Annotated in this window: 32 protein-coding genes; 18 read left to right on the forward strand and 14 right to left on the reverse strand. The window is 45.7% G+C overall.

All coding sequences use genetic code 11. The annotated features are described in order from the left end of the window. Positions 1-304: 304 nt before the first annotated feature. Entirely contained in the window at positions 305-1,090 is a 786-nt protein-coding gene (locus RMO52_RS07535) for a YoaK family protein (protein ID WP_310412468.1), read from the reverse strand. Positions 1,091-1,316: 226 nt separating this feature from the next. On the opposite strand from RMO52_RS07535, the gene RMO52_RS07540 reads away from it, so the two are divergent. From RMO52_RS07540 to RMO52_RS07550, 3 genes are all read left to right on the forward strand, one after another. Continuing rightward, complete coding sequence (locus RMO52_RS07540) at positions 1,317-2,771, forward strand: nucleobase:cation symporter-2 family protein (protein WP_310412471.1); 1,455 nt, start codon at positions 1,317-1,319, stop codon at positions 2,769-2,771. A 183-nt stretch (positions 2,772-2,954) separates the two neighbouring features. After that, complete coding sequence (locus RMO52_RS07545) at positions 2,955-3,410, forward strand: hypothetical protein (RefSeq protein ID WP_310412475.1); 456 nt, start codon at positions 2,955-2,957, stop codon at positions 3,408-3,410. A 113-nt stretch (positions 3,411-3,523) separates the two neighbouring features. After that, positions 3,524-3,940 carry a hypothetical protein gene (locus RMO52_RS07550; protein WP_310412478.1) on the forward strand — a complete coding sequence of 139 codons (417 nt, stop codon included), beginning with the start codon at positions 3,524-3,526 and terminating at the stop codon, positions 3,938-3,940. Positions 3,941-4,012: 72 nt separating this feature from the next. On the opposite strand, the gene RMO52_RS07555 is transcribed toward RMO52_RS07550, so the two are convergent. The 6 genes from RMO52_RS07555 to RMO52_RS07580 all read right to left on the reverse strand — a co-directional run bounded on the left by RMO52_RS07555 (position 4,013) and on the right by RMO52_RS07580 (position 10,075). Further along, the gene (locus RMO52_RS07555; protein WP_310412481.1) at positions 4,013-5,548 is read right to left on the reverse strand and encodes an iron uptake porin; all 1,536 of its coding nucleotides are present in this window, start codon (positions 5,546-5,548) and stop codon (positions 4,013-4,015) included. Positions 5,549-5,633: 85 nt separating this feature from the next. After that, a complete protein-coding gene (locus RMO52_RS07560) occupies positions 5,634-6,422 on the reverse strand; it encodes an amino acid ABC transporter ATP-binding protein (RefSeq protein WP_310412486.1) in 789 nt (262 codons plus the stop codon). A gap of 310 nt (positions 6,423-6,732) precedes the next feature. Then, the gene (locus RMO52_RS07565) at positions 6,733-7,629 is read right to left on the reverse strand and encodes a transporter substrate-binding domain-containing protein (protein ID WP_310412489.1); all 897 of its coding nucleotides are present in this window, start codon (positions 7,627-7,629) and stop codon (positions 6,733-6,735) included. A 10-nt stretch (positions 7,630-7,639) separates the two neighbouring features. After that, positions 7,640-8,293: an amino acid ABC transporter permease gene (locus RMO52_RS07570; protein ID WP_310412493.1), complete on the reverse strand. Its 654-nt coding sequence runs from the start codon at positions 8,291-8,293 to the stop codon at positions 7,640-7,642. An 18-nt stretch (positions 8,294-8,311) separates the two neighbouring features. Beyond that, positions 8,312-8,986: an amino acid ABC transporter permease gene (locus RMO52_RS07575; RefSeq protein ID WP_310412496.1), complete on the reverse strand. Its 675-nt coding sequence runs from the start codon at positions 8,984-8,986 to the stop codon at positions 8,312-8,314. A gap of 231 nt (positions 8,987-9,217) precedes the next feature. Next, positions 9,218-10,075: a LysR family transcriptional regulator gene (locus RMO52_RS07580; protein WP_310412499.1), complete on the reverse strand. Its 858-nt coding sequence runs from the start codon at positions 10,073-10,075 to the stop codon at positions 9,218-9,220. 134 nt (positions 10,076-10,209) lie between these two features. On the opposite strand from RMO52_RS07580, the gene RMO52_RS07585 reads away from it, so the two are divergent. After that, the gene (locus RMO52_RS07585; RefSeq protein ID WP_309743211.1) at positions 10,210-10,488 is read left to right on the forward strand and encodes a hypothetical protein; all 279 of its coding nucleotides are present in this window, start codon (positions 10,210-10,212) and stop codon (positions 10,486-10,488) included. An 8-nt stretch (positions 10,489-10,496) separates the two neighbouring features. Here RMO52_RS07585 and RMO52_RS07590 read toward each other — a convergent pair whose 3' ends face one another. After that, the gene (locus RMO52_RS07590) at positions 10,497-11,195 is read right to left on the reverse strand and encodes a GntR family transcriptional regulator (protein ID WP_309743210.1); all 699 of its coding nucleotides are present in this window, start codon (positions 11,193-11,195) and stop codon (positions 10,497-10,499) included. A gap of 235 nt (positions 11,196-11,430) precedes the next feature. Between RMO52_RS07590 and RMO52_RS07595 the strand changes: the two genes are divergently transcribed. Further along, entirely contained in the window at positions 11,431-13,188 is a 1,758-nt protein-coding gene (locus tag RMO52_RS07595; RefSeq protein ID WP_310412501.1) for an iron uptake porin, read from the forward strand. Positions 13,189-13,319: 131 nt separating this feature from the next. Here RMO52_RS07595 and RMO52_RS07600 read toward each other — a convergent pair whose 3' ends face one another. Both RMO52_RS07600 and RMO52_RS07605 read right to left on the reverse strand, forming a co-directional pair. Continuing rightward, the gene (locus RMO52_RS07600) at positions 13,320-14,567 is read right to left on the reverse strand and encodes an OFA family MFS transporter (RefSeq protein WP_310412504.1); all 1,248 of its coding nucleotides are present in this window, start codon (positions 14,565-14,567) and stop codon (positions 13,320-13,322) included. Between the two features lie 263 nt (positions 14,568-14,830). Beyond that, entirely contained in the window at positions 14,831-15,820 is a 990-nt protein-coding gene (locus RMO52_RS07605) for a tyrosine-type recombinase/integrase (protein ID WP_310412508.1), read from the reverse strand. Between the two features lie 325 nt (positions 15,821-16,145). Here RMO52_RS07605 and RMO52_RS07610 point away from each other — a divergent pair, with 325 nt between their 5' ends. Continuing rightward, on the forward strand, positions 16,146-16,499 hold the full coding sequence (locus RMO52_RS07610) for a hypothetical protein (protein WP_310412511.1): 354 nt from the start codon (positions 16,146-16,148) through the stop codon (positions 16,497-16,499). On the opposite strand, the gene RMO52_RS07615 is transcribed toward RMO52_RS07610, so the two are convergent. Further along, on the reverse strand, positions 16,482-17,534 hold the full coding sequence (locus RMO52_RS07615) for an HNH endonuclease domain-containing protein (RefSeq protein WP_310412514.1): 1,053 nt from the start codon (positions 17,532-17,534) through the stop codon (positions 16,482-16,484). The genes RMO52_RS07610 and RMO52_RS07615 overlap by 18 nt on opposite strands. A 56-nt stretch (positions 17,535-17,590) precedes the next feature. Between RMO52_RS07615 and RMO52_RS07620 the strand changes: the two genes are divergently transcribed. The 10 genes from RMO52_RS07620 to RMO52_RS07665 all read left to right on the forward strand — a co-directional run bounded on the left by RMO52_RS07620 (position 17,591) and on the right by RMO52_RS07665 (position 22,227). Then, entirely contained in the window at positions 17,591-17,878 is a 288-nt protein-coding gene (locus RMO52_RS07620) for a hypothetical protein (protein WP_310412516.1), read from the forward strand. Positions 17,879-17,895: 17 nt separating this feature from the next. Continuing rightward, positions 17,896-18,060: a hypothetical protein gene (locus RMO52_RS07625; protein ID WP_310412519.1), complete on the forward strand. Its 165-nt coding sequence runs from the start codon at positions 17,896-17,898 to the stop codon at positions 18,058-18,060. Positions 18,061-18,110: 50 nt separating this feature from the next. After that, positions 18,111-18,353, forward strand: coding sequence for a hypothetical protein (locus tag RMO52_RS07630; protein ID WP_310412523.1), 243 nt, complete (start codon positions 18,111-18,113; stop codon positions 18,351-18,353). Continuing rightward, on the forward strand, positions 18,343-18,882 hold the full coding sequence (locus tag RMO52_RS07635; RefSeq protein WP_310412526.1) for a DUF262 domain-containing protein: 540 nt from the start codon (positions 18,343-18,345) through the stop codon (positions 18,880-18,882). Before RMO52_RS07630 ends, RMO52_RS07635 begins: the two co-directional genes overlap by 11 nt. Before the next feature lie 262 nt (positions 18,883-19,144). Continuing rightward, complete coding sequence (locus tag RMO52_RS07640; RefSeq protein ID WP_310412528.1) at positions 19,145-19,624, forward strand: hypothetical protein; 480 nt, start codon at positions 19,145-19,147, stop codon at positions 19,622-19,624. 5 nt (positions 19,625-19,629) lie between these two features. Then, positions 19,630-20,142: a DUF262 domain-containing protein gene (locus RMO52_RS07645; protein ID WP_310412530.1), complete on the forward strand. Its 513-nt coding sequence runs from the start codon at positions 19,630-19,632 to the stop codon at positions 20,140-20,142. 1 nt (position 20,143) lies between these two features. Further along, positions 20,144-20,668, forward strand: a complete 525-nt coding sequence (locus tag RMO52_RS07650; protein ID WP_310412533.1) for a hypothetical protein — start codon at positions 20,144-20,146, stop codon at positions 20,666-20,668. Between the two features lie 127 nt (positions 20,669-20,795). Next, positions 20,796-21,200 (forward strand): hypothetical protein, encoded by a 405-nt coding sequence (locus RMO52_RS07655; RefSeq protein ID WP_310412536.1) that lies wholly within the window; start codon positions 20,796-20,798, stop codon positions 21,198-21,200. A 44-nt stretch (positions 21,201-21,244) separates the two neighbouring features. Further along, positions 21,245-21,715 (forward strand): DUF262 domain-containing protein, encoded by a 471-nt coding sequence (locus RMO52_RS07660; protein WP_310412539.1) that lies wholly within the window; start codon positions 21,245-21,247, stop codon positions 21,713-21,715. Positions 21,716-21,717: 2 nt separating this feature from the next. Further along, positions 21,718-22,227: a hypothetical protein gene (locus RMO52_RS07665; RefSeq protein WP_310412542.1), complete on the forward strand. Its 510-nt coding sequence runs from the start codon at positions 21,718-21,720 to the stop codon at positions 22,225-22,227. A gap of 1 nt (position 22,228) precedes the next feature. On the opposite strand, the gene RMO52_RS07670 is transcribed toward RMO52_RS07665, so the two are convergent. Beyond that, positions 22,229-22,465 carry a hypothetical protein gene (locus RMO52_RS07670; protein WP_310412545.1) on the reverse strand — a complete coding sequence of 79 codons (237 nt, stop codon included), beginning with the start codon at positions 22,463-22,465 and terminating at the stop codon, positions 22,229-22,231. Positions 22,466-22,481: 16 nt separating this feature from the next. Between RMO52_RS07670 and RMO52_RS07675 the strand changes: the two genes are divergently transcribed. Together RMO52_RS07675 and RMO52_RS07680 are read left to right on the forward strand one after the other, a co-directional pair. Further along, on the forward strand, positions 22,482-22,766 hold the full coding sequence (locus RMO52_RS07675) for a hypothetical protein (protein WP_310412548.1): 285 nt from the start codon (positions 22,482-22,484) through the stop codon (positions 22,764-22,766). A 15-nt stretch (positions 22,767-22,781) separates the two neighbouring features. Beyond that, a complete protein-coding gene (locus RMO52_RS07680; protein ID WP_310412551.1) occupies positions 22,782-23,693 on the forward strand; it encodes a S1/P1 nuclease in 912 nt (303 codons plus the stop codon). A gap of 16 nt (positions 23,694-23,709) precedes the next feature. Here the strand turns inward: RMO52_RS07680 and RMO52_RS07685 are convergent, their stop codons facing one another. Next, positions 23,710-24,363 carry a hypothetical protein gene (locus RMO52_RS07685; protein WP_310412553.1) on the reverse strand — a complete coding sequence of 218 codons (654 nt, stop codon included), beginning with the start codon at positions 24,361-24,363 and terminating at the stop codon, positions 23,710-23,712. A gap of 39 nt (positions 24,364-24,402) precedes the next feature. Further along, on the reverse strand, positions 24,403-25,044 hold the full coding sequence (locus RMO52_RS07690; RefSeq protein WP_310412556.1) for an AAA family ATPase: 642 nt from the start codon (positions 25,042-25,044) through the stop codon (positions 24,403-24,405). Between the last annotated feature and the right edge of the window lie 197 nt (positions 25,045-25,241).

The following is a 25,241-nucleotide window of genomic DNA, read 5'->3' on the forward strand; positions in this document are numbered from 1 at the left end:
AAGTCGGTACGATCGTCAGAGTTGTCAAGTAATAACGTAAGTCGATCGCATTAATACATCGTGTAGGGTGGGCACTGCCCACCAGCTAGGATCTCGACGATTTCTATCTAATAAATATTTGAACCTAAGTAGGTGGGTGCAATTATTTATAAAATAGATTAAGCCTGAAACCTAGATGGTGGGCAGTGCCCACCCTACTGGCTCGACTACGCAATATCTATCTGAATTTTCTAGTACAGCTTCGGCGGACTTCGCATCATCAGCCGCGACTTTAGTCGCAGGTAAAAGTAGATAGCAACTTGGATTAAACGATCGAAGATTTACGCGCATGTTCGGTATAAGCTGCTGTAGCAAGTAATGACACGATCGTCAGTGGAAATGTCAAACTCCACCAGGATTCTGATACCAATACAAAAAAGGCGGCGGCTAGTCCACCCAAAGCAAAGCCCGCAATTACCGGAACGAACCGCCCCATGCGTTCCCAGGCTTCAGCCGCTTCTTGCTGACTAGCCTCGCTTGCTGGAGACAATTTCGCACTCACGAGTTGCACCAAATCGATCGTCAGTTGGGTAGTATTTCCCGTCATTACAGTTGTCGGAATATAGCTTTTAAAAACACCTTTGGCTTCCTTCATCAGCGCATTCTGAATTGCCATCGCGACTACTCCAGAAATCCCGATCGGCAGGATATATTCTTCCTGAACATCTAATAGTAACGCTGGGGAAAGTTGGGTACCAATTACTAAGAAAATACCTAACGCGATCGCTTCAGCCGTCAGTAATACGGCAAATACCGACCACTTTTTACTCCGTGCATATCGGGCTAGTAATGAAGTGAGGGCAACTGTGATAATAAAAGTGGGTAACATCAGCAACCGCGTCATCGTGGTTTCGGCATCTTCGCTGACAAAAGACGAACCCGCTAGGGCAATATTCCCCGTGACATGAGCGGTGAAAATTCCAAATAAAATGATAAATGCCGATGTATCTACAAATCCGGCTACCCAACTGAGCAAGAATCCCGCAGGTACATCTGCGATTAGAAAGGCACTCAAATTCGGAATAGCGTTATTACGTGGGGCGACTGTCATGGTGCGTTCTCCCGATCGACTAATTTATGCAGTAGTTTAAGCGATCGATCTCAATTGGTTTCGTCTCTGGAGATACATAACTAGAAGGTAATCTCGTATACAGTATACAATTAACAAATGCGAGACTATAGACCATAAATAGCTGGCAGTGATACTTCTAGAGATCCTTCGGGCAGCAGAAGGATCGAGATAATTAACGTTCGGGATGGGATAAGAGGATCGTAATATGACACGAAGAGATGAAATTAGTACTTTCAACGAACACGAACTACCTGAAGCTCAGAGTTATCCGAGCCTAGCGACACAGGGTTCGGAACTCATCTACGGGCTGCACGACAAACCACCTGTAGTCGAGTCGAGTTTTGTAGCGGTACAGCATGTTTTAGCAGCATTTGTCGGGATTGTCACACCGCCGCTAATTATCTGTACTAGCTTGGGCATCGATGCCGCAAATACCAGTTTTCTGATTAGCATGTCGCTATTTGCCTCTGGCATTTGTACCTTTATTCAATGTAAGACTTTTGGGCCGTTAGGATCGGGTTTACTCAGCTTGCAGGGCACTAGTTTTGCATTTCTCGGTGCGATTTTGGGCGTGGGCAACACCGCGATTCAGGCTGGGAGAACGCCCATTCAAGCACTATCATTAATTTTCGGCGTGTGCTTTTTTGGTGCATTTGCCAATGTGATGCTCAGTCGCTTTTTGCATCTATTGAGCAAAGTCGTCACCCCCATTGTGTCGGGAAGTTTGGTGATGCTGATTGGGCTGAGTTTGCTCAAAACGGGGATTACCAGTATGGGAGGCGGTACGGCGGCATTAAAGAACGGTACGTTTGCCAATGCTCAAAACCTCGCTTTGGGTTTTGGCGTATTTGCGATCGTGATTGTCTTGACGCTGGCTAAAAATCAATATATTCGGATGGGCGCGATCGCGATCGGGCTAGTGGTGGGCTATATCATCTCTGCATTCATGGGCATGGTTGACTTTAGTATTTTCACCAAACTGCCACTCGTCAGCGTGCCGATCCCCTTCCGCTACGGGATGAGTTTTGAGTTCGGCGCGCTGATTCCGTTTCTAATTCTCTACCCACTCACCGCCATTGAATCTGTGGGCGATTTGACTGCTACCTCAATGGTGTCCAAAGAACCGATCTCCGGCTCTGTTTACGTCCGCAGAATCAAGGCTGGAGTGCTAGCAGACGGCTTTAACTCATCTTTGGCGGCATTGCTTAATACCTTCCCAATCACCACCTTCAGCCAAAATACAGGCGTGATTCAGATGACGGGTGTGGGCAGTCGCTACGTCGGATTCTTTGTTTCTGGCATTTTAGTATTACTAGGACTATTGCCGATCGTCAGTGGTGCGTTCCAATCCATTCCCCAACCAGTTTTAGGCGGCGCAACTACGGTGATGTTTGGTTCGATTGCCGTGGCTGGAGTCAAGATTATTGCATCTGAAGAGTTAGATCGTCGATCGACAATTATTATTGCAGTTTCTTTAGCACTGGGATTGGGCGTGGTGTTCGTACCAGAGTTATTTAATAATCAGCCTGCGCTCATCAAAAATATGTTTGCTTCGGCAACTTCCACAGGCGGCTTAACTGCTATTTTGCTCAGTTGGTTATTACCTCAACCGTCAACATCTACCGATCCGGCAGTATCGACAGATGGAGAGATTGCCTGACTTACATCTTGCGCCAAAACAGAGTTAATAGTGTTTGAGTGGATAGTGGATAGTGGATAGTGAATAGTGAATAAGTTTTAAAGCTACTTCATCATTTTTTGTATACTCGTGCAAGATGTAAGTTGATAATATTGTCGATCGTCACCATTTGTTTTAGATTAAAAATTGGAGATTTAAAATTTTATGTTTGCACAAATCATTCGTCAATTAAGTGTATCGATCGCCATCTCGATCGCGATCGTCGGTATATGGGCAACAACCCACACTGTTGACGCGCAAGCGGCTATTGTAACTGGCTCTAAACAAAATCCGATTCTATTAGCAGATGTCGGCACCCCGGCAACTGAAGCCAAACCGTCACTGTTAGAGCAAGCCAAAACATTAACCGAAACGACAGATAAAGAGGCTAAAGCGACTGCCAAATCCGAGAAAAAAGCGGCTAAAGCTGAAGCAAAAAAAGCTAAGAAGTTAGCTAAGGCTGAGGCAAAAAAGGCGAAAAAGTTAGCTGAAGCTGAAGCTAAAAAAGCTAAGGAATTAGCGAAGGCTGAAGCTAAAAAATCCAAAGAGCTAGCTAAGACTGAGGCAAAAGCAACTAAAGTGGCTGGTAAGTCCGATTTCAAAAGTGAGTCAGAATCGTAGTAAATTATCTGTCGAGATCGATACCCATGTCAGCTTATCGGGATGAGTCGATCGACGATCTCGACCTCCAAGCCTAATAAATTAGCAATCCGTTGGATGAGGGGTATATAACTATGAAACAATTTCTGCTCTCTATTTTATTTAGTTTAATTGCGACCTTTGCTGTAAATAGTTGGGCGCAAGCTGCCACAGCTACCGCACCAGCAGTTGAGAAAAGTGTAGATGCGATCGAGCAATTGAAAACGACAATATTGCCCCAGATTCAAAACATCCTGACACCAGAACAACAAAAACAGCTCGAAACTACGGTCATTAGCGACAAAGGCAGCATTCGTAAGGCATTTAAATCTTTAATGCTGACACCAGATCAAAAAACTAAACTGGCGGCAGTGTTTAAGTCGTTACCTAAAAAGGAGATTTTTACTTCGATGACTCCCGCTCAAAAGCGACAGTTTTTTATGACTAAGAAGGAGATATTTTTGCCAGCCTCAGAAGAAATGGCCACATCTAAGTTGAAGCCAGATAAATAGCGATCGGTTGGACTATATTGTCATAACGCTTAATGCAGTTATGACAATATAGTCTAATCGATTTTAAGCGACCTAGAAGACAAATGTAGTTCTGATTACACCGACGAAAGCATCGCGATTGTCGCTATTATGATTGGGTGCAGTCAGCCAAATAATTCCTGGCGTGATGGAAATATCTTTAGTGAGCGCGTAACGGTAAAATCCCTCAATGTGCAGTCCCGTATCGCGATCGCTTCTAGCATTGAGTCCGCTCAATAGAGCTGTCGTACCTGTAAGTTTGGGTTGCATTCCGATAATCAATCCGCCCAAGTTGCCTTTTTGACCCAAATCTGGAAAGGCTAGCGTCAAGGCATACGTCCAGATATCGCCATCGCCGCGCACGGCTCCGGTAACTGCGCGCGCGTTGGTATAGCCGACCCAGCCACCCGCTTGCAAGCCTGGAGAGAGCTTGAAATTGGCCTCTAAGCCGTAAGAATTAGAAGAAATGGCTCGACCTGACAAATTGGACAAGACACTCCCCGTGCCGCTATTGAGTCCATTATCGCTATAAGCATTGACATAAGTAAGCGCGACTGTCCCAAATTTGGGCGTAAAGACAACTTGACCGAGTGCGGCATAGTTGCCCCCAAAGAAACCCGCTCCCTGGGCGGGATTATTGGCTTGGCTGGCTAAATAACCGACTTCTAGCTTCAAGTCTGGACTCAATCTGATATTTGCCGCGCCACCCGTATCGAAACCTAAGCGGTAGATGGGATTGTAGCGTCCAAAGCGCGACAGACTCGCCTGTGAATCGCTGGCTAACGGGTTGACGATATTATCCAGGACATCGATAAATCCAATATTAAAGCCAGTAGCCGCCGTCAATTTGACGCTGTTACTGACGGGAAAATCGTATTTGAGTAGACCGAGAAAAGCTGCATTAGTCGTATCGCCACCGGATTGAAAACTCAGCCGAGTTTCATTGCTCGGAGATGTGTTAGTTACCGGACGCGGATCGATAACATTACTAGCCTGAATGCGGGTAGTGAGCAAATCTTTACCTGTGAAGCTGGTATTAAAATTTATCCTCACTCGATCGGATAATGTAGCATTATAGTTATCACTTTGACCGTTGCTACTCGCACCGCCGAAGGCATCGGTGAAGGCAAAAATTATCTGTCCGCTCAGTTTGGTAGTTGTCGAAAATTGCTTTTTTTCGAGCGTATTCACCTGCGCTTCGACACGATCGACTCGTTGACGCAAGGCGGTTAACTCTGTGGCAAATTCGGCTTGCAACCTGCGGATTGTCTCCAAATCTGCCTGAGTAGCGGCATCTGTTGGTGCTGATGCGATTGCGGTTTTGACGCGATCGAGACAATCATTCAATCCGGTGGCAAATTCAGCACGAGTCAGATCGCGATCGGGATATTCAGGATTACAATTATACCTCTGAGCTAAAGACTCCCAATCTTCAAACACTCGATCGGTCTGTTGGATATTCGCAGGTTTTGATGGATTTACCTGAGTGCTATCTATTTGACTTAATTGCACGTCTGTTTTTATCGATTGGGCAACCGTTGGTGTAGCTGTAAATATAAGTGCCGAAATTAATAACCACCAAATTTTCATTGTATTTGTCCTCACCTAAATAAGCAGAGTAAAACTGTAGGAACGTCTCTTTGACGCTCCTACTTATCGATCGCAATCTTCAAACCTAATGCAAGATTTGCGATAAAAACTTGCGAGTGCGCTCGTTTGTTGAACTATTGAAAAACTTATCGGGCGTGGTATCTTCCACCAACATCCCTTCAGCGAGAAAAATGACTCGATCGGCAACTTCCCGCGCGAAACCCACTTCATGAGTCACGCACACCATTGTCATCCCCGATTCTGCCAGTCCGCGCATCACATCTAGAACTTCGCGCACCATTTCTGGATCGAGAGCGGAAGTCGGTTCGTCAAACAGCATCACTTTCGGTTTCATCGCCAATGCTCGCGCGATCGCCACTCGCTGTTGCTGTCCGCCTGAAAGCTGCCCTGGGTATTTGTTTGCCTGATGGTCGATGCCCACCCGCTTCAGTAGGCTCATGCCCAATTCTTCGGCTTCGGCTTTAGATATGCCGCGCAGGTGGATCGGTGCTAAGGTCACGTTACCGAGAATCGTCAGATGTGGAAATAAATTGAATTGTTGAAACACCATCCCCACCTCTCGCCGCACTAATTCGATGTTTTTAGCATCGTGGGCGATGAGGGTACCATCGATCTCGATGCTGCCTTTTTGATAGGGTTCTAGGGCGTTGAAGGTACGGATAAATGTCGATTTGCCAGAGCCAGATGGCCCCATTAAAACTACGACTTCGCCTTTATTGACTGTCAAGCTCACGCCTTTGAGGACGTGAAATCCATTGTCGTAGGTTTTCTCGACATCCTTGGCGACGATTATCGGCTGTAGTTCTTTAGTGCTAACGTTTGTGTGGGTCATTTCCGATTGATAATAAGACATGGGTGTTGTTCTCCTTAAATTGCAAGTTGGGTTCAGATTTTTTACTAGATGGGTTGCGTGGATCTACCCACCCCGCCCGTTGGGCACCCCTCCGAGGAGGGGATTTTTGACAATAGCTTTTGGTTAATGTAATCGGGATGAATGGTGAGCCGAAGGCTCACCAAATGCCTCGCATTGAGAAGATATCGGGGCAAATTAACTAAAACTGAAGTCCAGTAAACCCTCTTAGCCGCAAGGCTAGAGCATAAAATCCCCTCCTCGGAGGGGTGCCCGAAGGGCGGGGTGGGTAGATCTCCGCAACCCCCCACACCTAAGCAGGTGGAGTCAAATCGGGGAGCGGCTCATTAAACCACTTCAACGAGAGTTCGTTTAACTTGCCCGATTGCTTCATCGCCGTGATGACAGCATCGACTTTGGCGACTAACTGAGCATCACCCTTGCGGATGCCCACATAGCAAGGCGAATTTTTCATGATGTATTTCTTCTCGATTTTTTGGGCGGGATTGTCTTTGGTAATCTTGGCAGCAACGACGTTACCAGTCGCAATTAAGGGCACTTGCCCAGAAACGAGTGCAGCCGCCGTGAGACTGTTATTTGCAAATCTTTTGACAGTAATTGTTTCGGACGAAAGTTTCGAGAGTTCTAAGTCTTCTAGCGATCCTTGAGCGACACCGATTGTTTTCCCTTTGAGATCGTCGGCAGATTTTACAGCGGATTCTGGTAAACCATATACACCCGAAAAGAAGGGCGCGTAAGGTTGGGAAAAATCAATAATCTTGGCACGATCTTTGTTTTTGCCTAAACTAGAAATTACTAAGTCAGCTCGATCGGTTTGTAAGAATGGCACCCGATAGTTACCGATGACGGGAATTAGTTCTAGCTTGACTTTCAGCCCTTTAGCAATCTCATTTGCCACGTCGATATCGTAGCCGCGTAGAGTCATTTTCGGACTCATCGAACCAAAGGGTGGAAAATCATCGGGAACCGCTACCCGCACCGTTCCTGCCGACACGATCTTAGCCAGAGTTTGTCCGGGGACTCCCTTCGGTGGCACGACTTCAGCCGTGTTGATAACTGCCATTTTGGTTGCCGAAGTGGACGAGCCGGAACAGGAAGCAATGCTGACCGAAATTAGCAGACTAGCAAGAAATAATCCGATCGCGCGATGCCAGCGATTGGGTAAAAATTCTTTGAATACTTTCAGCATGGTAAACCTCCTATGCTTTATAAGTCAGTTTCTGCTCCAATCGCTGGCTCCAAGCCGAGAGTGGATAGCACAGGGCAAAGTAGAGTAACCCTGCTAAGGAAAACACCAGCAGCGATTTTAAGGTGACGTTATTAATCTGAGTAGCGACGCGAGAAATCTCAGCAAAACCGATGACTGATGCTAGGGATGTGCCTTTGATAACTTGCACCAGAAACCCGACAGTAGGCGCGATCGACAGTTTCACCGCTTGCGGTAGAATTACCAGCCGGAGCTGCTTAAAATAGCCAAATCCCAATGCCGCCGAAGCTTCCCACTGTCCTCTGGGAATTGCTTCGATCGAGCCACGCCAAATATCTGCTAGGAACGAACTGGTAAATGTGGTTAATGCCACCGTCGCTGCTACCAGTGGCGATAAATTAATGCCAAACACCACCGAAATGCCAAAGAAAGCAAGAAACAACTGCAATAATAACGGCGTTCCTTCAAAGAACTCGATGTAAATTAAGCTCAACCATTTGACCCATCTAATCGAAGAAATTCTCATCAGCATAATCCCAAAGCCAACAATGCCACCAACAACAAACGCGATCGCCGATAAAATAATCGTCCACTTTGCCGCCACCACTAAATTAATTAAAATCTGGGATATAGTAAACTCTTCCATCTTCGTTCTCCTAAAATATTAACGGCGATACTTCGCAAACTCAAAAAATCGTCGCTCGATGATAAATGCCATCGCTTTAATCAGCCATACAATCGCCAGATAAATCAGCGAAATCGCAAAATAAATCTCAAAACTGCGAAAACTCCGTGCATTGAGAAAATCACCCACAAAGGTTAAATCTTCGGTAGCAATCTGCGAAACCACACTAGTAAATAAAACGGCTAAAATTACCTGCCCCACCAGTGCCGGATAAATGTTTGCCAACGCTGGTAGCAAAATAATATGTCTAAAAATTGCCAATGGTTTAAAGCCCAGAGCCATTCCTGCTTCTACCTGTCCTTTAGGAATACTCTCAACACCCGCACGGACGATCTCTGTAGAATAAGCCCCAAAGTTTACCGCCAGCGATAAAATAGCTGCTTGTTCGGCTGTTAATTTAATCCCTAAATTGGGGATGCCAAAGAAGATGAAAAATAGCTGAATCAAATAAGGCGTATTTCTAATCACCTCGACATAAGTCAGCGCGATCGTATCTAGCAGTTTATTTTTTGATGTTCTAAAAATTGCCCCAATGATGCCAATGACTAGCCCCAATGCGATCGCCAATAGTGATATTTTGAGGGTTAACCAAGCACCTGCAAATAATAGTCCGAGATTATCCCAGACGATCGAGAACTGAAAGGAGTAGCCCATAGTTCCTCACTGATTAGAACAATCAGAAATCTAGCTTAAATTAACCCGATCGAAGATCGGGTTAATTATTGTATACAGAATACACTAAGTGATTCGGGAAACTGATTTTGTATTTGGGATCACATTGTTAGCTACGTTCATCACCCGCTACAAAGTCCGCCGACGCGGGCTAATCAGCTAGTCCGCGTAGGCGGACTTTGCATCACAAGCGGGGGTTTCCAACCCCACGGCTTACTGGAGAATTTCTAAAAAGGCATACACCGCAGGCGGGTGAAGTGCTTCAGCCAAAATGGCTAGCCCGATCGTTCTAAAAAACGGCACTGGTAAATGATAAACCCGCACATTCGCCGGAATCGGTTCGGCGGCTAATCGCGGTAAAATTGTCGCCCCCAACCCTTGCGCCACCAACCGCACGATCGTCGCATCCGTCTCTACCTCATAAGCGATCGGCAACACATAGCCCAAATCGCGGAGATGACGATGAATCGGCTGCATCATAATGGTAGCGATCGGGGGCATAATTAGCGGCTGAGATACCAATTCTGCCCACGTAATTTGTGGCTCCATGTCCGCCTTAAAACTTGGCGGACACAAAGCGACAAACTCATCTCGGAGCGTCTCCCAAGTTTGGAATTTGGCACTCGCAGGTAAAAAAGTCACCCCAATATCTGCGTCTCCTTGTTGCAAGGCGCGTTCGACTGCTAGATAATCCTCATGCTCGGTGACATTCACCGCAATTGCTGGGAAACGTCGATAAAAATCGCCAATCGCCGACGGCAAAATATAGGTGGCAATACTGCGAAACGATGCAACTCTGACTTGTCCGCCTTTGAGCACCCTGACTGCTATTGCGGCTCGATCGATCGCTTCAGCATGTCGATCGATTTCGCGGGCGTGGATGACAATTTCCGCGCCTACAGCAGTCAATTTTGCGCCATGCCGCCCTCGCAAAAATAACACCACCCCTAGATGCTCTTCCAAAGCCGCGATCGCATGACTGACAGCCGACTGGGACATATTCAACTCTAGAGCCGCTTCGCTAAAATTGCCGCGATCGGCGATCGCTACCAAGATCCGAAGCTGAGACAATTTTATCTGGTTCTGAGAATTTGCTTTGGTCACAGTATCGAATCTGCTTATGTAAGCGATGCAAGCTAGTTTTTGTATCTTACAATACAGTTATTTATATTAAAGAGGTAAACAGAATTCAACTCTAACGAACGATGAAATTACCAATGACTGCGATTCATTCCACTCGATCGACTGCTAAGACAACACCACCGTCCAGAAATTTACGAGCGTTCTATTTAGAAGTATCCGAGCTGTGGCAAACCCTCGTTGCACATGCCGCCGGAACTGGCGAACCGCGCGTGTGGAAAACTCAGACTGAAAATGGTTGTCAATGGAACGCCTACGATCCCAGCACCCACCAAACTCTGCGCCAAGTTTCTAGCCAAGAATTACGTGTTTGGTTAGAAAACAGACACTATAACATTCGCTAATCGCGCTGTCAGACAGCATTTTGAGCTTGTTGAATCTGCTTTAGCTCGGAGACAACACGCGATCGACTGGCGATTAAATGCTCCTGAACTGCTGTCACAGCTCGATCGGCATCGCGCTCCAAAATCGCATCGTAAATCTGGCGATGCTCCCAGCGAACTTCTAGCACTGCTGGATTGCTGAGCATCGTTTGAATGCGGAGCAAAATCATTTTATCGAATAATCGATCGAGTAATGACACCAGCCATTCATTCTGAGATCCTTCGGCAATCTCTCGATGAAATTGATAGTCCAAGTCTAATAATTGAAAGCTGGTTAGTTTAGTTGGTTTGGCATTAAGTATTTTCTCGGCTTTATGAATCAATTGCTCGATTTGTTGCAATTGTCGATCGCTAGCATTCAGACATGCTGCTCTGACGGAAACATTTTCTAATGCTAACCTGCACTCATACAGCTTGCTGGCATCTTCGCTGGTAAATGTAGCGACTTTCAACATGCCGCGCTCTTCAACGACTAAATCTGCTTGCTGGAGTTGATGCAAGGCTTCGCGAATTGGGGTGCGGCTGACTTGGAGCTTTTGGGCGAGTTGTGTTTCTACGAGCCTTTGCCCCGGCATCAGTTCGCCAGACAATATAGCACTACGCAGGGCTTGATAAGCCTGCTCTTGCAGAGACTGAGGTCGTTGGAGCGAACGTGAAGATAACGACAAAGCAAGTGTTCCTCGATGTAAAACTAGACCCAAACTAGCGGATTTGCGCTCGTCGGGTTCCCCGACGGTTTAGCAAACCAAGTGACTGAAAACGCCCTGCATAGCAATGAATGTACCGATTGCTACAAATACTCGCCTAAATTCATTGTATACAGAATACATGCTTTGCGGTGGCGATCGATAAACTCGATCGAGCCTAGTCTTCCAATCGTTTCACAATTTGAGGAGTCGGATCGTGGTCAAGCTAAATTTAGTCACAAGTTTGATTGTAACAGCTTCGATGCTGGCAGGAATGGGCGCGATCGCTGCTGAGGGCAGGGCGACAGATGTATTGCCCTCTCACGAGCCAATCCCAAAAATACTACCATCGATTGCCGATTCGCAAATTGGTGCGCCCATCCGTTCGACAGAGGGGATATCTGGATCTCCAGCTACCGATCTGCCAATTCCCGAATGGGCATTGTCAGCATTACAACAACTCGACGATCGCTATAATTGTATCGAAGAAAGTACCGATCTCGCTCGCGGGGTAACGCGGGCAAAATTTGCCGAGCGATTGAATATTTGCCTGAGTCTGGCGAATGAATCGATCCCAGTGCCAACACCAGCTACAAAAGCAGAGCTAGAAACAATCCAAAAACTTCAGGCTGAATTTGCCACAGAATTAACTGCTTTGCGTGGACGAGTAGAGGCAATTGAAGCTAAAACAGAAATATTAAAGCAGCAGCAATTCTCCGCCACAACCAAGCTTAGTGCCCAAGTTTGGGTCAACTTTACAGGTGCATTTACTAGCAATAGTATTACTGCCGAAAGATCGCTAGCTCAAGGCGGCACCAATGCCTTTATCCCGCCTGCACGAGTCAATGGAGTACCGACTCGCGTCCAGCTTAGGGATACAAATCCGACAGTTAGTAACTATCTATTTCTGACCCTAAATTCATCATTTACAGGTAAAGATATGCTGGTGACGCAACTCGTCGCTGGTAATGCAAACTCGCCAGCAAACCAATTAGTTTCATCGGGGTTTTTTAATACTTGGGGTGTGCCAATTACCGACCAAACAGGCACACCTCAAGCTGGCTCGAATGCAGTTTATTTGCGCGAGTTATCTTATTCTTTTCCGATTAACGATCGCGTCAGAGTTTCAGTCGGCCCCCGGTTGAATACCTACCGTTATTTCGACCAAAACCGCTTTACTAATTTCCTCACTGGTGCGGGTAGTTTCAATTCTAGTGGAAGTACATTATTTGCGGCGATCGATCGCGGTTCTGGCGCGGTTGTCTCTTGGAATATCAGCTCTCAGTTTCGGTTTAATGCTGGCTATTTGGCAGAGAACACCGAATTTTTGAGTGCGGCAAATGGATTTAACACATCTAGCAATCCCGCCGCAGGTTTATTTGGCAGTACCAATCAAGTCATCGGCGAACTGGCATATTCACCCAGTAAAGACCTAAATCTAAAATTATTGTACTCGCGATCGCTCATCCGTCCCTACAATGGATTTATCGGTGGAGCAGTGGGCGAACCATTGCCCTACGGCTATGCCGACGATGGCTTTGGAGGCCGATTAAACGACGCGCCCGCCGATACCTTCGTTGCCAATTTTGACTGGCTCTTGACGCCGCAGGTGGGTGTATTCGGGAGATATTCTTACGGCAATACAGGGATTATTCCTGTCAATTCAGCCCGTGCGGGTGGCAATACAACCGTACAGTCGATTCAATTGGGGTTAGGATTTCCCGATTTGGGCAAGAAGGGGGCATTGGGCACGATCTCCTACTTGATACCTCACAGTTATCTGGGTGGGCGCGAATTCCTGCTCTCTGGTGGTGGCGATGGTGGTAAGCAACAAGAATTAGAAGTTGCTTACTATTATCCAGCTAGTGAAAATATCGCGATCGTCCCGGCATTTTACGCGATCTTTAACCCCAACAATTTTCAGACTAATTCCCCTGTCTACATCGGCAATGTGCGAATGCAGTTCAGCTTCTAGATTAGCCGATCGCAAAGTCCACGCTCAAACGAAAGTCAGGCTTTAGGCTTTAGACTTTAGGGAAAACTATAGATGAAAACAATGCTAGGAAAGATTTTGTTTTTACTTTTGCAAGAGGAGGTCTAATGACTTCAAGATAAAATTTGCTGACTTTTGGCATCGGGCTTGAGTGCGAAAGTCGCGATCGAAATACCGATAATCGCGAGAATTGCTGTCGGAATGAAAGCATTAGTATAGCTACCGAAAATATCTTTAGCACTACCCGCAACTAGGGTACCCAGCAAAGCTCCTGCCCCGTAAGCGGTAAAAACGATGCCGTAGTTTTTGGTATAGTTGACAGGATTAAACATCGATAGCGTTGCTGTTGGTGCGATCGCCAGCCATCCGCCCAAAGACAGCCACAGTAAACTAAAGGCGAAAAAGTAATTGACAACTTGACCTTTGCCAGTATTTAGCATCACGATCGAGGCAATTAAAATCATCACATAAGAGATAATTGCAGTCATCTTGGGCTTGAGCCGATCGGTCAACCAACCGAATAAAGGGCGACCGACACCGTTAAAGATCGCAAAAATCGATACCGCAGCAGTAGCCATGCTGGGGTCGAGTCCGACGACTTCCTTGCCTACATTGCTAGCAATCCCCACCGCCATCAAGCCAGCCAGAGTCCCGATCGCATAGCAGATCCACAGTGCAAAAAAGCTCGGCGAACTCAACAACCGATCGGGTTCGGCATCCGTGGGGCTAGCCGCAAACTGGGGGCTGGGCTGCCAATCTGTGGGCGGAAATCGAAGCTGAGTAGCAATCGCTAATAGGATCGCCGTAAAAGCCACACCAAAAATTCTAAACGTGTTGTTGATGCCATAAGTATCGATCAGCAACCCAGCTAGTGGTGCGGTAATCAACGGAGATAGACCGAATCCAACTACAGTTAGACCGACAGCTAATCCTTTGCGATCGGGAAACCATTTAGCCGTAACCGCAATCGGTACGCCATAGACAATCCCAATCCCAGCTCCAGCAATCAGACCGTAAGTAATCACCAATAGGGGAATGCTATTGGCAAAGCTGGATAGAAAATACCCCAAGCCTACAATCGTCCCCCCGACAGCAGTTACTTTCGCCGCACCATAGCGTTCGATATATCTACTCGCGATCGGCATCAAAATGGCAAATACTACTAGTAGTGTGGCAAAGGGTAGCAAGGTATCTGTTGCGCTAATTGTGATTCCTTGCTTGGTTAAAGCTGTTGTCAGTGGCTTGCGAAAAATGCTCCAGGAATAGACTGTACCCAAGCAGAGCATCGCGGTAATACCGAGCGGTAAAAATAGCCATCGACCTTGCCGAGCGGGTAAGCCAAATAGTTGCAGATCGTTCATGATATGTTTTACTTTAATGGTGTGGATGGATTTATCGTGACAGTTGTGCAACATGGACAAAAGATCGATTGAAGGCGATCGCCGTTGGCACGATCGTCAATGTCCACCTGACTGAACTATATATTACTCCGATCCGCTCGCTCGTTGGCGTAGCCTACCGTAGGTAATTGGCACTAGATAATTATCCGCAACCCGCCAAAGTTAGTATGGCGATCGTTATTATGGTTTACACTCGCCCAAAAGTGCTCCAGCGAAAACTCATCCTAAAGCAAATCGATATTCACCTTCAACGCTGGATTATTCTCCCATCTGTCCCCCACGTGGGCATAAATCGCCGTAGTCCGGGGATCTGCATGTCCCAACAAATCCTGCACCTGCCGCAACGTTGCCCCATTCCGCAGGGCTAATGTCCCCGCAGTATGCCGCAAACTATGCGCCGACAGCGTCCGCCCTTCCATATATTTGAGATTCGTCGCCTGAAGATATTTATCCACCACCTGACGAATCCCTCGCCGCGATAACCGCTCGCCGCGCCCGAAATTACTCAGATTGACCAATAGCGGACTATCCACCATCGCATCAAATCCAGCCCCCCGCAGCGCGGTGAGATACCTTTCCATTATCTGCGCCAACTGCGGCGTTAACGGTACTACCCTCAGATGCCGCTTACTACTAACTTTCACGCCTACCCGCTCGCCCTGACGCACCACATCCCCGATATTCAGACGGTGCATCTCGACAGTGCGCGTCCCTTCGAGCGTCATCACGCCCAGCAATAATTTATCCCGCAATGTTTTCAAGGAACTGCAACTCTCGATCGATTGCAGTAGTACGGTAGCTTCGTCCTGCTCCAGATAAGTAATCCGCGCCGCCGGATCGATCGATTCTGTGGGTGGTTTCACCCCCCAAGCGGGATTACCACCCATCAGTCCATATTCTACCGCCGCATCGTACAACCGACTCACTGCCGTCAATTTCACGGCGATCGTTTTCGGCTTATACCCCCGCTGTTCTGCCAACCACCACCGATAGATTTTAATCGTCTCCCGTGTCGCCTCACGCGGATCGATCTGACTCTCCTGACACCACTCTAAATACTGCTTTACCTGCGTCCAGTATGTCACGATCGTATCGCCACTCGCACCACCGCTCGCAACATCAAATTGCAAAAAGTTGGTAAAGACGCCAATCAATGCGTCGCAGTCGATTTCGACAATTGGTTGAGCCTGCTGCTCGTTTGTGGTTGTGGGCATCTGGCTCTCGCTCCGCACCTATAAGTAATTATTCTTTAATCGTACAAATAATTGCTCTTGCTGAGTTGGCATTAGTATCAAAACATCTATTTTTTTCAATATTCAGCAATTTCTATTAGGTCTCTAATTTTTACCGACTTGCCACGCGACCTTTGGTTCTACTGGCTCCTCCCAATCCACCACCGTCGCGACAAATAGCCATATGGTACCTACTCTCACTTTCATACCTCCACGGCGATCTCTGTGTTCGTGTAGAGTGGATTCCATTCTCTACCAAAGTCCGCTCATTTGCTCAAATAATTTAAAATATTTATAATTTCCAAATATGTATGTGTATTTTTATAATCATTGCTTCGCTGGCGTTGCCAAAGCCGAAGCCGAGGAAGTATTTAAGGTGTTGGCGATGATGGCTTCGTTTCCTGGGGCTACCCCTCCAGAGCCGCTAGTCGGCTGCGACGTTCTCTGGAGTTCCGAGTTGCGCGTTGGTGACTCCCTGGCAACCCAAAAATTCAGTGTCCAGGTTAAATATGGGCAATTACTATTTAAGTACTTCAACCCTGGCGATGGGGTGCCGATTCGGGGGATTCAATTGCCCGACAGCTCCCACATCAATTTCGACAATTGGGATCTTCATGCCGATCGAGTCGAAAAACGGGCGATTTCACAGCTCAAGTTCTGAAAAACTCGGTATTCCCCTTTCCTCTGGTTCCCATTGACTGAAGCCCAATGGTGCCCTAGCAGATTCATAGATCGCTTTAATGAACTCGAACCGATCGACTGGGTTGTCTCCCATTTGCTGGATTAGCGTTTGTCGCAGTGGGTGATGGCTATCGATTAGATATTCATTGCGAGTGTAGAGGCGATCGCGCAGCTTCGGAGATGGCAATTGGGCAAATTTTCCCCCAGCACCTCGATTGCATTTCTGGCAAGCGAGGACGAGATTCCAGACGTTATCTGTGAAGTGATTGAGATTGAGAATTCTTAGCTTATGGGGAAAGAAATGATCCACATCCGTCAGATCTTCGGCTTCTGGAGCGACCGATATTTTATCAAAACAGTAGAAGCATTTGCCCTTCTGATACCCGTTGAGTGCGCCTCGACTGGAGGTGATTTCTATACGTCGGACTTTATCGATCGGTACAAATAGGATCTGCTTGTCATCATCTACTTTAATTCGCAGTAAATTTTGCGAGATTCCCACGCCCCAAGCGGTTTCCACTAACCGCCACCTAGCTTCTACCTCCAGATCTAGATTGGTAAATTCCCCGCTTTCAAATAATTTAAACAGTTCATCTGTAAGCGCGATCCCTCTTCTTTGGCTCTTACGCTCGTCTGTGAAAAATCTCTGGGGCAACTCCGATTGATTGACGTTATGGAAAGCTTTGATTACCTCCTTAAACCCCTCATTTACCGTCATTCCCAGCAATTCATCCTCCCCAACCGTTCCAGCATTAAATCCCCTACAAGTATCGAGAAATTTACAGGTTGGTGAATTGGTTTGTTTATCTTGAAGTTTGAGATGTTCGCACAGGTGCCGAGCAAACGGTTGGGCTAAATCGTCTAAGGTGACGAAAGCTTTCCCCGTTGGGGCGATTTCTAATAGAGACTTGGCTAGGGCAAATTTGTAGGACGCACTATTTTTACCGAACAGGATTACCGATCGCCAATACTCGGATAACGTCGGCTCCTGGCTAATAAAGTTGAGTTTACCCATTGTTTTTACTTCGTAAACGAAGTATAATTAGATTAAGGAGTTGACTAAATAAGTCCATGAAAGCACAAGTATACGTCAATCGTCATGTGATGGCGGCAAATAAGAAAGCAACCAAGAATCGCGGTGTGCCGATCGATGAAGCTGCAATTAGTGTTAATACCTATCTAGGGGTAGTGTATGGGAAGGAGATCGAATTTACCCAAGGCTGTAAGCTAGTCCAAGATGCTGCACAAGCTAGATGTTCTGGGGCGACAATTTGGGCAGAAGCTGAATTTGAATCTCTAGTCATCGATGGCATTAAAGCCGATCGCTCGATGTTTGATAAAACAAATCAATTATTTTAAAAAGAGTAAATACTTAAATGGTTGTAACTTTAGAGGTTGTCAACAACGACGGCACGACTGAAACGATTGTTAGAAACATCAAGGAAGGCTCTAAGGCTTATTTATCAGTCAACGGTGAAGTTATCACAGCACAGGTAATTACAGAAGCTGCTTATCCTACTATCGCTAAGGAACGGGTTTAATATGATGAAGGTTTGTCTGTTCACTGAAATTAAAGCATGAGGTAAATAATATGGCAGTCTTCATTAATTACGAAAATAAAAGTCAGAATCCAGCACAATTTGTAACTGAACTTGCTGAAAAGATATATAAAACTCAAGGTTATACTCTGAGTTTTAATACATGGCAAGAGACAGCTACTTACTTCCTAAATAGTCAGCATGGCAGGGAAAAAGGGGCTTTGTTTTTGGCTGAGGATATTTATTATTCACTTGCAGGGGATTCTGTAGATTGGAGCGATCTAGATGATGAGTAATGATTTGTCCCTAATTAGTCGAGATCGGCTACCAGAGAAGGACTTAAATAATTTATATGAGTCTCGTCTTAGAGATAAATTAAGTGCGGTAGATAATGTGAGCGCACTTCATATACTGCATTTAGTTAAATCTGGCAGACTAATTTACAATTTAGCACCTTACAAGCCGTCTATTACTTGGAATGTAATTCAAAAATCAAGATTAATTGAATCATTTTTGCTTGGTATTCAGAGTCCTCCTCTAGTTCTTTATCAGTTAGATGACGAAATAGATGAAGTTGTTGATGGTGAACAACGAGTTAAATCGATTGTTAATTTCTTGACTAATAATTTCAAATTAGAAGGTTTGAAACTATGGCACGAACTGAATGGGATGACCTATGAGGATTTACCAAGTCGAATCAAAGAACATATAACTACTAACCGTTTGCAGACAACAACAGTATTAATAAATTCAATTTGTAACTTCGATCCTGAAGTCATCAAGCAAACTACTTACGAGCGGCTTAATCATTGGCGAATAACCTAAGTTGCAGAATCGGGGTCAAGGACGGGAAGCCCGCCTGACCCCGATTCTGCAACGGAGTTGGTAAAGATTGGACATAAAGTAATTGAAAATTAGGAAATCTAGATAAATTTATGCCGACAGAAATTAAACAGTCAAAGATAGCCGATCGACTATGTAATCGAGTATTAGATAGATTAGTTGAGTAAGATAAATTATCAAATTAAAACTTAAAATAAACAATAAAAAACCATTTTAAGAGTAACTAATATCGCAATCAACAACTATGACTCAATTCTATGGATATCGATGCTATGACAATAAAGGTATAGCTTTAGGGTGGTTTTACACTACTTATTCTGGTAGATCTTGTGAATATACAAATAACCCACCAGATTTACATTGGGCTAAACACTGGAAAACTATTAAAGGAGCAGAGAGACTTTTTGATAGTAATAATGAGCGGTGGCGTTTTTCTAGTAAGGGTGGCTGTTTAAAGATCGAACTAATGCCTGAGTTTGAAATACCCCTAACTCGTAATGCTCTAAAGCGGAAAAAATGGGATGCCGAAAATTCCGATGTTATTAGACAGTCCAAAGCTGAATACGATCGAAAGAATCCAGTAATGTCCTTTAGACCCACATCTGAACTACATCAGTGGCTAGATGAGGAACGATGGGCAGATGATGGGAAGCCTGAAACTGATGCCGCTCTAATTAGGCGTAAGTTAGAGAAGCTGATGAAAATGGAAAATCAAGGGTATTAATTAATATGAAAGCCAGTGAGATTACAAGACTAACGGATCGAGGGACTTATCAAGTAGATTATAAATTGAATTATTTACAGAAGGCAATTCAGGAGTGGCAAGAAGAAGGCTTAGATTTATGCCCAGATTTCCAACGCGGTCATGTGTGGACTGTGGAACAGCAAATTGCATTCGTAGAATACATTCTCCGTGGGGGGAAAACATCAGAACTCTTGTTTAATACCAAAGGGAACTATGCTAATACCAGTGAAGACTTTGTATGTGTGGATGGTTTGCAGAGGCTAACGGCTCTACTCTTGTTCTTGGAGGATAAATTACCTGTCTTTGGCGGATATACTCGATCGCAGATCGAGGGTATTGATATCTTGTTAAGAGATCTACATTTGAGCTTTCGGATTAATGAGTTGTTAACTCGTAAGGCTGTACTTCAGTGGTACCTTGAACTCAATGCTGGTGGTACGCCCCATACAGATAGTGAGATCGATCGCGTTCGAGATTTATTGAGAAAAGAGGATTAAAATGTCTATCGCGTTAGAATCATTTGTACAAGACCTAGAACAATTTGCTGATACCTTCGATCGGATCTATAATCGCGATGAACTTAAATATTGCAGTAGTCAAAGGTTAATCTTAGATACTGGAATCATCTTCAGACATAAAGTTGATTCACCACTTTCAGGTAAAAGTGGTGAATGCTACAAAAATTGTTTTCAGATTCTATCTCGTGCTTTCAATTCTAATCTTTACTACTGTGAAGGATTCGCTACCTATGAGGGAATGGGATTAATTATCGCTCATGCTTGGCTGGTAAACGATCGAGGTGAAGTTATAGATCCCACTTGGCGCGATCCTCAATCTTTCACCAACCCTATTTACTTTGGTGTTGTGTTTAATTGGGAGTTTGTGACGGCGGTAGCCGCCGAAACGGAAATGTATAGAATTTTAGACAACGATCGCGCGATTGAGTATGAGTTCAAACGGCTGGGACTGCCCTCAAACGCTCTACACCCTAAATTTCACAAATTTAGTAACGACATAAAATGACTACTAAACAATTCCCTTTTCGATGGAGATCTGCCGCTTTTAGACCATTAGGTGGTTACTGGGTCACAAGACATGATGAGCGATTCCCCGATGAATCGCAAGGGGCAATCGAGCAGATGTATCAAAAATGGTTGCTTCTCCAGATACCTCAGAACACTTCTATTTCATCACACACAGCAATCTAGTAGTGACACATCATGAAGAACAAATGAACGGTGAACCCGATCTAAATGAGCTTCGAGCGAGGTATTTAGAATTAATTAACGACATTTTACCGTCTATTTCTATCGCGCGCGGTTTCCCTGTCCACTTAAATCATTGCTTCGGTCGAATCGTCCTAGATAACCTTTTTCAAGGTTGTTGGTATAATTACTTAACTGTCGGTCGCGTTGCTGCTTATAAGCAACTAGATTTAGCTCAGTTACAGCAAGCAGTAAATATAGCTCAAAGTTTAGTCGATTTACCAACCGCGCACATCGTATCGTTAAATAATCAAAGTTTGCAGTGGCGGCGTGAGTATCGATCGAGTTAGAAATTTATTAATTGCTACTCAATAAGATTTTAATTTTTACAACCATGAATTCTGTCAAACTTTCGGAAGTTACCATTTCTAATAGCGACTGGCTTATCGAAACGCTCGTTAGGTATTTTGACAACGATATTGTCAGCTTCAGTCCTCAAATTGACCAATTAGCGCGTGAGTGGGACGATATCTCTAAATCGCGTTTTATCGAATCGCTAATTTTGGGTTTCCCCATACAGCAACTCGTTCTAGCAAGTAGTTCGACAGAGCGCAATAAATTTATTGTTATCGACGGCAGACAGAGACTGCTCGCCCTGTCCCAGTTTTATAACAGCGATCTTAGCCTGACGGGATTGGAGTTCTGGAGAGAACTAGAAGGAAATACCTACGATTCCCTTAAATCCAATCTTTATTTAAGTGATGCGATCTTCAATCTTGATGCTTCCGTGCTGCGAGTGTCGCTCATTCGCAATTGGCAAGATGAAAGTCTGCTATCTGATATTCGTTCGCGCTTGAAAAGATAGTTATGACGAGTGAATTAGAAAGGTTGCGCTCCAATCTTCAAGAGTATGCTGCTGCAATGGAGCGGATTTATGCTAACTTTCCTGGAAAATATAGCAGCACTCAGAAGTTGATTGCCGAGCTGGGGATCGGATTCGATCGCAAAATCGAATCATCATTTATCGGCGAGCCGCGAGAATGCCACAAGAATGCTTTTGACGTGTTAATGGAATATCCCAAGCCAGAACTGTATTACTGCGAGGGGTTTGCTACCTACGCCGAGGCAACAATGCCCGTCTACCATGCTTGGCTGGTAAGCGAGCAGGGTACAATCATCGATCCGACTTGGCGCAAGCCAGCATCCTTCATCGAGCCAGCCTATATCGGGGTAGTATTCGATCGCGAGTTCGTGCGGACTGTGGCAGTGGAAACAGGGATCTATGGCCTTCTGGAAAACGATCGATTTCGGGATTTCCAGATTAAACGGCTGGGTTTGGCACCAGAGGACTTATGCCCCCATTTCCACCCCAGCTAAATTAAGGTTGCTCACTAGGTTTAATTTCGCGGATGATGACATTGAACCCTTCCCACTCTTGGGTCGTAAAACCATCAACCGTCTCGTTAGGATGGCGTTTAGCCATCTCTTCCCATGCTTCTTCCTCAGAACTCGCCCATACATAGTAGCCCTGACGTTCGCGGATGTCGTCGCGTCCGGTACAATCATGCGTGTAGAGGGCATTTCTGGTGCAGCGGTATTCTCTGCGTTCTTTCATATAGAGTATAGCGATCGTGAGTCATCGATACATTTTAAAAGATAACCAGCCGCAGCTCTGTGAAGATTTAGAAGAGTGGGCGGTGTGGTATGGCAGCACTAGTCATCAGATTGCTAGCGATCGGATTGGCGATATTTCCGTTTCCACTGCCTTTGTTGGGATCGCAAAGGGTGAAGTCGATGGATTGCCGATTCTGTTCGAGACGTTGGTATCCCCTTCTGGTGAGGTACGACGTTATGCCACCTATGAACAGGCTTTAGAAGGGCACGCTCAAATCAAGGCATCAGTTTCACCTATTTAGAGAGATCGACATCCCATGCGTAAATCCTTCCCCCTTGCATTACTCGCAACGCTCACCCTCTGCACCCCTGCCCTAGCTTGGAACAAAGCCGGACACATGGTTTCTGGGGCGATCGCCTATACCGAATTGCAAGCAAAATCCCCCCAGTCCGTACCTAGAGTTATCGCCTTGCTCAAAAAACATCCCGACTACGTTAGTAAGTGGCAAACCCAACTTAATACTGTTCCCCAAGGCGATCGCGATCTCTATCTATTCATGCTGGCGACACGGTGGGCTGACGATGCTCGTAAAACCACCGAAGATCGCCCCACTTGGCATTATGTGAACTTCCCCTTCAAGCTCGGTTCTACCGCTACTACCATCCCCGCTAGTCCCACTGGTGAAGAAAACATTCTCACGGCTCTACAGCAGAACCGCACTCTATTAGCTGCTCCTGGCACTACACCCACAAAAGCGATCGCGCTGACGTGGATCTTTCACCTTGTGGGCGATATCCACCAACCCCTCCACACCACCAAAGCCGTCTCAACTCAATTCCCCCTCCCCGAAGGCGACCGTGGCGGTACGCGCTTCTACATCCGCGCCAAGGAGGGCAGCAGCACGATTAGCTTACATAAGTACTGGGACGATCTGATTTTGGGTTCCGATCGCTTCCAGTCGGTTCGCAATCAGGCAATCGCACTGCGGCAGAATGCCGATTATCAGCGCGGGAATTTACCCGAACTTGCCGAGACATCTTTTGAGAAGTGGGCGAAGGTTGAGAGCTACAAACTCGCTCCCCAGGTCTATGAAAATCTCCAGAGTGGGACTAAAACCAATGGGAAAGCATTACCAAATGGATATGCAGATACAGCTAAGACGATCGCCCAGCGGCGGATTGTCCTAGCTGGCTATCGGTTGGCAGATTATTTGAAAGCAGCTTTTTAGTTAATAGTTAATGAATTTACAGCAGTCCATCGCGCTCGATCTCGGTCAAGAATTTCTCGATTAACACCCGCGCCAGGGTACTCATATTAGTACTGAGCTTCTTGGACACGATCGCGAACTCCTGATGTTGAGATTGGGGCAAATCGACGGTAAAGCGAGTTGTCGCCTCTTTCTGCGTTCTCTTAAACGCCTTAATTACATCGACGCTCAGACTCGATTCTTCAGCTCTAGTCGCTGTCGATCCTCTTTTTGGCTTGGTTTTCTCTGGCTTAGAATCGTGACTTTTAACCTTTGCTTGCTGCGGTGGGCGCGGATTGTCACTCTGTTTAGTCCGCTCTGCTTCGGTACTAACGTCAGTATTTATTTCAGTACTCATGTCAGTAAGTAAATCATCACTTGCTTCAGTATCTGCATCAGCAAGCAGATTGTCATCTTCTACGTCAGCATCTAGATCGGTAAGCAGATTATCATTTGCTTCAGTACTGACATCAGCAAGTAGATTGTCATTTGCTTCAGTACTTATATCAGTAAGTTTTTCAGTATTTATATCAGCATTTACTTCAGTACTTATATCAGCACCTACTTCAGTATTCGACGGTCGAGCGATCGTACTGGGATCTTTCACGAACTGTTGCATGACATCTATAGTCAAAGATTTGCGCTTGTTCATAACTGGAAAATGGGGGTAAGTTTTAAAATCGAACGGTTTCTAGCCTAAAAGCTGAACCATGCTGTTAAAGAGTCTGCCGTACTCTTTTTGGGCATCTTGAGCGGCATCACCCGCTAAATCGAAGACTGTGGCACTCTGACCGAAAGCATCAGCAATAATCTGACGTTGGTGGATCACTTCGCTAAGGACATCGATATTGGGAATAGCTTTGAGGACGCTAAAAGCCTCTTGTTTCAGGCGCGTACCTTTAATTGCGCGGTTGAGGAAGATCGCCGCACGGGGTTCGCCTTTGCGAATCGCCCGTGCTTGTCCGATCAGGCGAATCGTATCCGAAGTACTAGCTAGATCGACCCCAGTAGGTTGACAGGGGATTAACACAAAATCGCTCCACAACACGATCGCGCGGCTGGCTTCGGCTAACGTGCCAGGAGCATCTACGATCGTCCATTGATATTTACCCGCCAGATCTGGGAGACGTTCGAGCAATTGGTCGGGTTCTGGGATAATTTCGTAGGGAATAGGAGATGAGAGCGCATTCAACCACAGGGAAGATGTGCGCTGCCCATCGCTATCGACTACTAAGATCGAATCAGATTGCGACTGAAGCCATCGGGCTAAGTGTACGGCGGTGGAGCTTTTACCGCTACCGCCCTTCTGGTTACAAATTCCAATTACGGGCATAAGTTGTAGATGCCAGCAGCACCGAATAGATGGAGTTGAGCCTATTCTAGTGCGGAATGCGATCGAAGTTTGAGTAAATACTTACTTTTAATATATTTATCAGTAATTATGTCAGTACTTACATCAGTATTTACTTACTGACTTATATCAGCAAGTAAATACTGATGTAAATTAGAAATGAAACGCGAAGCTTGCGC

Origin of the sequence: Chamaesiphon sp. OTE_8_metabat_110, from assembly GCF_031382685.1 — a bacterium.
In the GTDB taxonomy this organism is placed as follows: domain Bacteria; phylum Cyanobacteriota; class Cyanobacteriia; order Cyanobacteriales; family Chamaesiphonaceae; genus Chamaesiphon.

What these genes read in the sequence shown, in the direction of transcription:
- RMO52_RS07535 (WP_310412468.1), bottom strand. Translation starts at nt 1,090, where the DNA reads ATGACAGTCGCCCCACGTAATAACGCTATTCCGAATTTGAGTGCCTTT.
- RMO52_RS07540 (WP_310412471.1), top strand. Translation starts at nt 1,317, where the DNA reads ATGACACGAAGAGATGAAATTAGTACTTTCAACGAACACGAACTACCT.
- RMO52_RS07545 (WP_310412475.1), top strand. Translation starts at nt 2,955, where the DNA reads ATGTTTGCACAAATCATTCGTCAATTAAGTGTATCGATCGCCATCTCG.
- RMO52_RS07550 (WP_310412478.1), top strand. Translation starts at nt 3,524, where the DNA reads ATGAAACAATTTCTGCTCTCTATTTTATTTAGTTTAATTGCGACCTTT.
- RMO52_RS07555 (WP_310412481.1), bottom strand. Translation starts at nt 5,548, where the DNA reads ATGAAAATTTGGTGGTTATTAATTTCGGCACTTATATTTACAGCTACA.
- RMO52_RS07560 (WP_310412486.1), bottom strand. Translation starts at nt 6,422, where the DNA reads ATGTCTTATTATCAATCGGAAATGACCCACACAAACGTTAGCACTAAA.
- RMO52_RS07565 (WP_310412489.1), bottom strand. Translation starts at nt 7,629, where the DNA reads ATGCTGAAAGTATTCAAAGAATTTTTACCCAATCGCTGGCATCGCGCG.
- RMO52_RS07570 (WP_310412493.1), bottom strand. Translation starts at nt 8,293, where the DNA reads ATGGAAGAGTTTACTATATCCCAGATTTTAATTAATTTAGTGGTGGCG.
- RMO52_RS07575 (WP_310412496.1), bottom strand. Translation starts at nt 8,986, where the DNA reads ATGGGCTACTCCTTTCAGTTCTCGATCGTCTGGGATAATCTCGGACTA.
- RMO52_RS07585 (WP_309743211.1), top strand. Translation starts at nt 10,210, where the DNA reads ATGAAATTACCAATGACTGCGATTCATTCCACTCGATCGACTGCTAAG.
- RMO52_RS07600 (WP_310412504.1), bottom strand. Translation starts at nt 14,567, where the DNA reads ATGAACGATCTGCAACTATTTGGCTTACCCGCTCGGCAAGGTCGATGG.
- RMO52_RS07605 (WP_310412508.1), bottom strand. Translation starts at nt 15,820, where the DNA reads ATGCCCACAACCACAAACGAGCAGCAGGCTCAACCAATTGTCGAAATC.
- RMO52_RS07610 (WP_310412511.1), top strand. Translation starts at nt 16,146, where the DNA reads ATGTATGTGTATTTTTATAATCATTGCTTCGCTGGCGTTGCCAAAGCC.
- RMO52_RS07615 (WP_310412514.1), bottom strand. Translation starts at nt 17,534, where the DNA reads ATGGGTAAACTCAACTTTATTAGCCAGGAGCCGACGTTATCCGAGTAT.
- RMO52_RS07620 (WP_310412516.1), top strand. Translation starts at nt 17,591, where the DNA reads ATGAAAGCACAAGTATACGTCAATCGTCATGTGATGGCGGCAAATAAG.
- RMO52_RS07625 (WP_310412519.1), top strand. Translation starts at nt 17,896, where the DNA reads ATGGTTGTAACTTTAGAGGTTGTCAACAACGACGGCACGACTGAAACG.
- RMO52_RS07630 (WP_310412523.1), top strand. Translation starts at nt 18,111, where the DNA reads ATGGCAGTCTTCATTAATTACGAAAATAAAAGTCAGAATCCAGCACAA.
- RMO52_RS07635 (WP_310412526.1), top strand. Translation starts at nt 18,343, where the DNA reads ATGATGAGTAATGATTTGTCCCTAATTAGTCGAGATCGGCTACCAGAG.
- RMO52_RS07640 (WP_310412528.1), top strand. Translation starts at nt 19,145, where the DNA reads ATGACTCAATTCTATGGATATCGATGCTATGACAATAAAGGTATAGCT.
- RMO52_RS07645 (WP_310412530.1), top strand. Translation starts at nt 19,630, where the DNA reads ATGAAAGCCAGTGAGATTACAAGACTAACGGATCGAGGGACTTATCAA.
- RMO52_RS07650 (WP_310412533.1), top strand. Translation starts at nt 20,144, where the DNA reads ATGTCTATCGCGTTAGAATCATTTGTACAAGACCTAGAACAATTTGCT.
- RMO52_RS07655 (WP_310412536.1), top strand. Translation starts at nt 20,796, where the DNA reads ATGGTTGCTTCTCCAGATACCTCAGAACACTTCTATTTCATCACACAC.
- RMO52_RS07660 (WP_310412539.1), top strand. Translation starts at nt 21,245, where the DNA reads ATGAATTCTGTCAAACTTTCGGAAGTTACCATTTCTAATAGCGACTGG.
- RMO52_RS07665 (WP_310412542.1), top strand. Translation starts at nt 21,718, where the DNA reads ATGACGAGTGAATTAGAAAGGTTGCGCTCCAATCTTCAAGAGTATGCT.
- RMO52_RS07670 (WP_310412545.1), bottom strand. Translation starts at nt 22,465, where the DNA reads ATGAAAGAACGCAGAGAATACCGCTGCACCAGAAATGCCCTCTACACG.
- RMO52_RS07680 (WP_310412551.1), top strand. Translation starts at nt 22,782, where the DNA reads ATGCGTAAATCCTTCCCCCTTGCATTACTCGCAACGCTCACCCTCTGC.
- RMO52_RS07685 (WP_310412553.1), bottom strand. Translation starts at nt 24,363, where the DNA reads ATGAACAAGCGCAAATCTTTGACTATAGATGTCATGCAACAGTTCGTG.
- RMO52_RS07690 (WP_310412556.1), bottom strand. Translation starts at nt 25,044, where the DNA reads ATGCCCGTAATTGGAATTTGTAACCAGAAGGGCGGTAGCGGTAAAAGC.